Genomic DNA, 7283 nt, shown 5'->3' with positions numbered 1-7283 from the left:
GAGGAGTCGATTGCTCGAAAACATGATTCTCCTTGGGCCGAAAAGATCCTTCCATCAAAAGGGATTACTGTATATGATCGGGGTTATCTGGATCTTGGGCGACTGGATGAGTGGCAAGATCAGGGACACTTGTTTGTGGTTCGCCTTCGAGATAACACCGTGATTTCCAAGAGGAAAGGACTTAAACGGCTGCCGGTTGAGGGTTCCAATGTCGTGGGGGATGCGAGTGCGCTATTGGGTCGGGGAAAGAAAACCCGCCATCGATTTCGAGTGGTTACCTTTCGCGATGGACGCGGCAAACCCATTCGGGTGGTCACGAATCTGTGGAATGTATCTGCAGAAACGATCGCTGCGCTTTACAAAGAGCGTTGGCAGGTCGAGCTCTTTTTTCGTTGGATCAAACAGCACTTGCATGTGAAAAAGCTCTTCGGAACCAGCCAAAATGCTGTCTACAACCAGCTTTACGGTGCATTCATTGCTTATTTGCTGTTGAACTGGCTTTACCAACAGACCCAGTCTGAATGGCGTACGGTTAAACTTTCATTTATTCACTTTGTTCGAAAGCTTCGTTGGCGGCAATTACCGACAGAAGTTAAGTGGTCGGTATATGAATTATTAGACAGATACCGATGATTTTGGTTTATTTTCCCTAATCAACAGGCCTGGTTCTTCTGATGAATTTTCCCTGCAAGGTTTCCATTCCTCTTTATGTGGCAAATGCGGATAGAATATCGAACACTCTGTTTCGCAGCTTCCTTCAATTCAGGAATGAGTTTTGTGCTATTAATAAGGTGCATCACATACTCTCGATTCAATGGAAGTCCCCTTTCAGGTCTAACTTTCAACAATGATTTTCTACATCAATTAGGATTTACCCTTCAAAAAGAGGAAGCTATCATGGGGCAAATTCCTTGGACATCGTTAGTTCCGCCAACTGATACTGAATTGCTAACCACCGAAAAAGCACTTTTGTTCCCTCCCATCCTCCTTTCTCCCCTACACGCTACCGGAGGAGTGGAAAAAAGGATAGGACTCTGATTGCCTCTTAATGAGCAAAGCGGAAAAAGCCCTCCAACCACGTGATGTGCACCCCTTAAAGTAGACACAGGAAAAACCCCCTGTGAACGGAACTACTTTTAAGGGGTGTTTTCATGGCGAAAAAAGGACAGAAGTACAAGCATTATCCCTTCTTACTGAAGATGCAAGCTGTTCAAATGAGACTTCAGGGGGTTACCAAACGGGAGGTAGCCAAAAGGTTGGGGATTTATGATGTGGGTCGCTTGAAGGTCTGGTTGCGTCAATATAAGTTAAAAGGATCAAAAGAGCTACAAGACCGCCGGGGAGGGCGAAAGAGGCCACTGGAAAGGGATGAATATGTTCGTCAATTGGAATTGGAGAATGATGTCCTAAAAAAGTGGTGGGAAATCCAGCGCAAGGAGGGATGAAAGTCAAATATCAAATGGTGGAGGAATTAAGGGATCGCTACACGGTCCAAGATCTCTGTCGTTATTTGAAAATCTCCCGAAGCGGGTACTACCGCTATCTGCAACGTCGTCAGTCGGTGGACCCAAAGGAAAAGGACTTGAAAGAGAAAATCCATTCCATTTACCAAAAAAGAAAAGGCACCTATGGCTATCGACGGATTCAGGTGGAGCTGCAACGGCAATTCGGGGTCCGTGTCAATCATAAACGGGTATTGCGTCTCATGCAGGACATGGGGTTAAAAGCTCAAATTCGACGAACGCACCGGCATAGCCATGCCCAACCCGGGGGTACGGAGCGTGTCGCCGACAATTTATTAGCACAGAATTTCCGTGCCGATGCTCCCAACCAAAAATGGGTGACCGACGTCTCCTTCATTCCCGTACGAGGACAATGGCTTTACCTTTCCGCCATCATGGATCTGTTCAACAATGAGATTGTAGCCTTTCAGATCGGCAGGCGAAACGACAATGCCCTGGTCCTTCAAACCGTGGAACAAGCGGTTCAAAAAAGAAAGGATGTGTCCGGAACCATCCTCCATAGCGACCGAGGGTTCCAGTACACATCCCGAGCGTACCACGACATGCTTGACCGGGTGGCCCTAACACCCAGTATGTCGCGGAGAGGCAATTGCTTTGACAATGCCTGCATCGAAAGCTTCTTTTCCCACTTGAAAGCAGAAGCTCTCTACCTCCATGGTATCCAAGATATGGCTGAAACGCAAAGGTGTATGGAAGAATACATTCAGTTTTACAACGAACAGCGGATTCAACGGAGATTAAAAAAGTTGACGCCTGTAGAGTACAGACGCCAACTTGTCGCTTAACCCGGTTTTTTTCGAGTGTATACAAAATGGGGGCTTGACCATCCTTGATCAAGCGATTATTCGCAAAACTCTAAGAGAAGCTAACACATACATAGCCACTCCATTCAGGATATATGATCATAATGACGATCAGAACGAACTACTCGCTGACGTAGAGTCGATGCTTGCCAGATACGAGTATAAGCAGATAAAACGAAGGTTCCAACGCGGGAAGGTTCAAGGAGCATCGAAACTGTCTTTAAATAAATAGACCGCGCATCGGCGCGGTTTTCTTGTGTTTATCCGTATATATGACACCAATGGCAGGTGGAATACCCGATGGAGAGAAAAATCGGCTTGTCTTCCCTTTTCGCTTTTTCAAACGCCGCATCCCCCCAGGGATACCAATCCACGGGATTGTAGGCGTGTTGGAGCAAATACGGCGATTTTTCCTTGATCAGTCGATTCGGTTCGCGATCATCCGGCATGTTTGGCCTCCCCGTTCATGAAAGGTACATCCATTATATACACAAAAATCAGCCGTTCCAAAACCGGGGGAGTGGATTCCGCTCGGGTACATGCTTCCCTCATCTGTTAGAACCCTTGATTGAGGGCGTTTTGCTGGAGAATTGATTGGGAGCAGGTGATACCGCGATGACGAACACCATTCTGAAAAAACCCCCTCACGGAGTTCTGTCCGAGAGGGAGATTGAAGGGGGGCCGACGCCCCTTTTCGCAATAGGGGGATCATTTATTGCCAGTGAGAAATGCCCTTCTCCGATCGGTATTCCACAATATCCTGCACCGTGATCAAACACAATCCATGCTCCCCGGCAAACCGTTCCAGATCCCTTCTCCTGGCCATCGTTCCATCCTCATTCATGATCTCGCAGATCACCGCAGCCGGAAACAGCCGGGCCAACCGCATCAAATCCACGGAGGCTTCGGTTTGGCCTCTCCTCTCAAAGACTCCGTTGGACCGCGCCTGCAATGGAAAAACGTGTCCCGGCCGCACAAAATCATCCGGAGTGGAATCGGGATGAATTAATTTCTGTATGGTGAAGGCTCTCTCAAACGCTGAGATGCCGGTTGTGATTCCTTCTTTGGCATCCACCGATACGGTAAATGCCGTACGCATCGCTTCCTGATTCTGTCCCATCATCTGAGGAAGGTGTAACCGTGACAAATGTTCTCTCAACATCGGCGTGCAAATCAATCCCCGCCCGTACCGGGCAAAGAAATTGATGTTTTCTCCGGTGGCCATTTCAGCCGCCATGACCAGGTCTCCCTCATTTTCACGGCTTTTGTCATCCTGAATGATAACCACCCTTCCTCCTCTCACCTCATCCATCGCTTTCTTCACTCGGTCCCATGCGGTCTGAATCATTCAAAAATCCCCTTTTCAAAGATTTTTGAATTGAATCCAACCAAAAATGCCCCAAGTTCAAACTTCGGGCATAGAGAAGCAAGCCTTGCCATCCTGTTTTCAAAAAAGATTGACAAAACCCGTGCACCTTCTCCCATCCGGACTATACCGTCGGCCTTAGATTTTCACTAAGTCAGTCACGATCCTCCGGATCGTGAGTCGCGGGCTGAAACCGTCATCCGGTTATCACCGCCGGTCGGGAATTCCACCCTGCCCCCGAAGGTTGCATTCAATTCAGAATCCATTATATCAGAAGGCGGAATCTGCAGGAGTGCCTCTGGCTCTGTTCATTCATCCCGTTATTTCCGGGACCCCTGAAAAAAGTCGCAGGAAATCCTTTCATCTCTGTTGGTTCATCCATATAAAAAGGAAGCCGGGTTCATCACCCGACTTCCGATCGCTCAGCTTATGCCGCCTGCGGGAAATCATCCCGCCGCCGGATGTGCTTCTCGTACCGGTACAGGACCAAAATGTGGGCGGCCGCCACCGACAAGGGGAGAATGATCACAGCATACCCCAGACCCAGGGGGAGTCCCACGAGACCGGTCAACACCATGAATCCTTCATGCACCATTACCTGCAACAAAAAGAAGGGACCGAGAATCACGCCTGCCAGGATGGCATAGGCCAGATTGATGGCGATAATGGTGAAGAAGTAAAGCAGTACGGAGACAACGGAAGAACCAAAAGAAGAAAAAGCGACCCGGAAAGCGCGTTTGATCGAAGCCCACACCCGCAAATCTTCCCGGACCAACAGGGCGGGAGCGTGCAAATACACCGACATCGGCACCAGCATCACCGCAAAGAAGACGGGAAGCATCAGAAAAGCCCCCGCGTCTCCCATCGCTTCCGCACCCACCCCCAAAGGAATCAGCAAAATGTACACAGGAATGAAGATCAGGAACATCAGGAAGGATTGGCCGGTCAACCGCCACATAAACCGAAACCCTTTGAGGAAAAAGTCACCGATGCCGGATCGATTCTCCAGGAGCATCTCCGTCCCCATGCCGTAAATCCCGCCGTTCAAAAAGCCGCCGAACAACAAGGAAAAGAACAGCATCACGATATACAGAATCGCAAAAGCAATCATCCCCACCAACCCGAATCCGGCTGCCATTTCGGGGTTCAGGGATTCTTCAAAAGCGGCCATTCCCCCCAGCATCATCATGGGGACCAACATCAGGATGAACATCACCCCGTAAAAACCAACAAAGCCGGCCGCATACCCAAGGAAGGTGGCCAAGCCCATTTTCAGACCGTGCTGCTTCAACAATGAGAAAAATGAAGGCACATGCACTCCCCCTTGTTCAATAGGAAATAAAAACAGGTTCATTTTACCACGAAACAACTGGGAATGGTTGAAATTTACACAACTTTATTGGAAGGTGATACTCCATCATGGAAGAGCGGGGAGTGAATTGCATGGATCACGATGTCCACCCTCATGACGGGTGGGAATGATTCAAAGGGAGCTTTTTATAGATGGATTGTTCGATTCCCGGCAACATTTGATAGATGGATTGACCGATCATCTCTTCGAACTCGTGCTTGATCTCAAAATATCCTTCCCAATGCTTCGGTATATTTTCATTGGTCCCGTATCTTATTGCCACGGAGATCAATCTTCTTTCAATAAAGTAAACCCATCCGCATCAGCCAGCGCGTCACACAAAGTAATGGGTTTGTCGTAGACATTCCACTTGATTCCATTGACGATGTGGATGATCTGATCCCGGACTTCAGCAGGGATCTGATTCCACCTGGTGATATACTTCATCCGACCTCCCCTTTAAAGGACCGAAATGGATCCCAATCCCGTCTCCATCCACGTCGGTACCCAAAGCTTAAAGATCCATCCCTTTGTTGAAGAGAAAAAAGGCCAGCACCTCCAAAACGGCAGAACCGATCCATCGCAAGGGTATCACCCTTTCTTTGTTTTCCCTCTTAGATATTAACAAAATATTTTAAAATGGAAAAAGACAGGTTATCGGGTGAAATCGCCCACCCGAAAATGGCCATTCCCGGAGTCGGCTGGCTGGCATACGGCAAGGACACCAAAGGCAACATCCTCGGGAGCATGGAGGAAGACGAAAACGCGAAGTAGCCGCCACCGGACAGAAAAACCGGCCGCTCCTCCATGGAGCGGCCGGTTCCATTGGCGCGGTCGGTTCAGAGCGCCTTCACTTCCTGGCCCAGTTTGGTCAGGGAATCCTGCGCGTCGCCGAAGAGGAGCATGGTTTTGTCCTTGTGGAACAAAGGGTTGTCGGCGCCGGAAAAGCCCGGTTTGAGGGATCGTTTCAGTACCAGGACGTGATCCGCCTGGTCGACGTTCAGGATCGGCATCCCATAGATCGGGCTGTCCGGGACGTCCCGGGCGGAGGGGTTGACCACGTCGTTGGAACCGACGACAACGGCCACTTCCGTCCGGGAGAATTCCGGGTTGATCTCTTCCAAGTCGCACAGCTTGTCGTAGGAGACGTTGGCTTCCGCCAGGAGTACGTTCATGTGGCCGGGCATCCTTCCCGCCACCGGGTGGATGGCATAGCGCACCTTGGCCCCCCGCCTTTCCAGCAGATCGGCCAATTCCCGGAGCTGGTGCTGGGCCTGAGAGACGGCCAAGCCGTAACCGGGGACGAAGATGACCGAACGGGCATAGCCGAGAACGATGGCCGCCTCTTCCGCGCTCGCCTCCCGGACCGTCCCCGTGGCCCCCGGAACGTCCTCTCCTTTGGTACCGGTGCCGAAGCCGCCGAAGACGACGTTCGCCAAGGAGCGGTTCATCGCCCGGCACATGATGTGGGTCAGGATGATCCCCGAGGCACCGACCAGAGCACCGGCGATGATCAGGATGTTGCTTCCGACCACAAACCCCGCCGCCGCTCCGGCCAGCCCCGAGTAGGAGTTGAGAAGGGATACGACGATGGGCATGTCGGCCCCGCCGATGGGGAGCACGAGAAGCACTCCCAACAGCAGGGAAAGTCCCGTGATGGCCATAAGGTTCCCCATCCCGGCGGCTCCCCCGATCAGATAAACGGCGAAAGCCAAGAGACCCAAAAAGATCAATAAATTCAGAGGGTGCTGCAAGGGGTAACGGACAGGCGCGGTGGGGAGCCATTCCTGGAGTTTTCCGAAGGCGACAAAGCTACCGGACAACGTCACCGCGCCGATCAACAAGCTCAGCACCACCGCGACGGCGATTGCGGCGGAGACCCCGGGGGAACCCTCCGCCAGCCGGGTGAATTCCACCCAGGCGATCAAGGCGGAAGCCCCGCCCCCGAAGCCGTTGAAAACCGCCACCATCTGGGGCATCGCGGTCATTTTCACCCAGTGGGCCGCAGCCGCCCCCACAGCGGAACCGATCACCACCCCCACAAGGATCGTACCGAAGGACACGATCTCCTGGTCCAACAGGGTCACCACCACGGCCAGGAACATACCGACTGCAGCCAGGGTGTTGCCTCGCCGGGCGGTGACCGGTGAGGAGAGTTGTTTCAAACCGATGATGAACAGGCCGGAAGCGACCAGATACGAAAGATTGGCTGCCATGGTCAGAATCGCCCTCTCTGTCAG

General features: G+C 51.4%; 8 protein-coding genes, 1 pseudogene and 1 riboswitch. Of the genes and pseudogenes, 4 read left to right on the top strand and 5 right to left on the bottom strand.

Going from position 1 to position 7283, the window contains the following annotated elements:
• From C8P63_RS10590 to C8P63_RS10580, 3 genes are all read left to right on the top strand, one after another.
• Nucleotides 1–633: IS4 family transposase (locus C8P63_RS10590; RefSeq protein WP_108023936.1), on the top strand; the 633-nt coding region annotated here is incomplete at its 5' end.
• Between the two features lie 518 nt (nucleotides 634–1151).
• Nucleotides 1152–1445 carry a helix-turn-helix domain-containing protein gene (locus C8P63_RS10585; protein ID WP_108023934.1) on the top strand — a complete coding sequence of 98 codons (294 nt, stop codon included), beginning with the start codon at nucleotides 1152–1154 and terminating at the stop codon, nucleotides 1443–1445.
• Nucleotides 1442–2308, top strand: coding sequence for an IS3 family transposase (locus C8P63_RS10580; protein ID WP_108023932.1), 867 nt, complete (start codon nucleotides 1442–1444; stop codon nucleotides 2306–2308). Before C8P63_RS10585 ends, C8P63_RS10580 begins: the two co-directional genes overlap by 4 nt.
• Nucleotides 2309–2595: 287 nt before the next feature.
• Here the strand turns inward: C8P63_RS10580 and C8P63_RS10570 are convergent.
• From C8P63_RS10570 to C8P63_RS19130, 4 genes and pseudogenes are all read right to left on the bottom strand, one after another.
• A pseudogene (locus C8P63_RS10570) lies at nucleotides 2596–2775 on the bottom strand (DUF255 domain-containing protein); the annotation flags it as partial.
• Nucleotides 2776–3038: 263 nt separating this feature from the next.
• Entirely contained in the window at nucleotides 3039–3674 is a 636-nt protein-coding gene (ribB, locus tag C8P63_RS10565; RefSeq protein ID WP_108023928.1) for a 3,4-dihydroxy-2-butanone-4-phosphate synthase, read from the bottom strand.
• A 121-nt stretch (nucleotides 3675–3795) separates the two neighbouring features.
• Nucleotides 3796–3941, bottom strand: a riboswitch (FMN riboswitch).
• 178 nt (nucleotides 3942–4119) lie between these two features.
• On the bottom strand, nucleotides 4120–5004 hold the full coding sequence (locus C8P63_RS10560; RefSeq protein WP_108023926.1) for a hypothetical protein: 885 nt from the start codon (nucleotides 5002–5004) through the stop codon (nucleotides 4120–4122).
• 327 nt (nucleotides 5005–5331) lie between these two features.
• The gene (locus C8P63_RS19130; RefSeq protein ID WP_170109612.1) at nucleotides 5332–5490 is read right to left on the bottom strand and encodes a hypothetical protein; all 159 of its coding nucleotides are present in this window, start codon (nucleotides 5488–5490) and stop codon (nucleotides 5332–5334) included.
• Nucleotides 5491–5682: 192 nt separating this feature from the next.
• Between C8P63_RS19130 and C8P63_RS19790 the strand changes: the two genes are divergently transcribed.
• A complete protein-coding gene (locus C8P63_RS19790) occupies nucleotides 5683–5817 on the top strand; it encodes a VOC family protein (protein WP_281258708.1) in 135 nt (44 codons plus the stop codon).
• 65 nt (nucleotides 5818–5882) lie between these two features.
• Here the strand turns inward: C8P63_RS19790 and C8P63_RS10545 are convergent, their stop codons facing one another.
• Nucleotides 5883–7259: an NAD(P)(+) transhydrogenase (Re/Si-specific) subunit beta gene (locus C8P63_RS10545; protein ID WP_108023922.1), complete on the bottom strand. Its 1377-nt coding sequence runs from the start codon at nucleotides 7257–7259 to the stop codon at nucleotides 5883–5885.
• Between the last annotated feature and the right edge of the window lie 24 nt (nucleotides 7260–7283).

This window comes from Melghirimyces profundicolus (assembly GCF_003054245.1).
Classification (GTDB): Bacteria; Bacillota; Bacilli; order Thermoactinomycetales; family DSM-45169; genus Melghirimyces; species Melghirimyces profundicolus.
The sequence above is the reverse complement of the archived record's forward strand: the minus strand, read 5'-3'. Positions and strand labels throughout refer to the sequence as shown.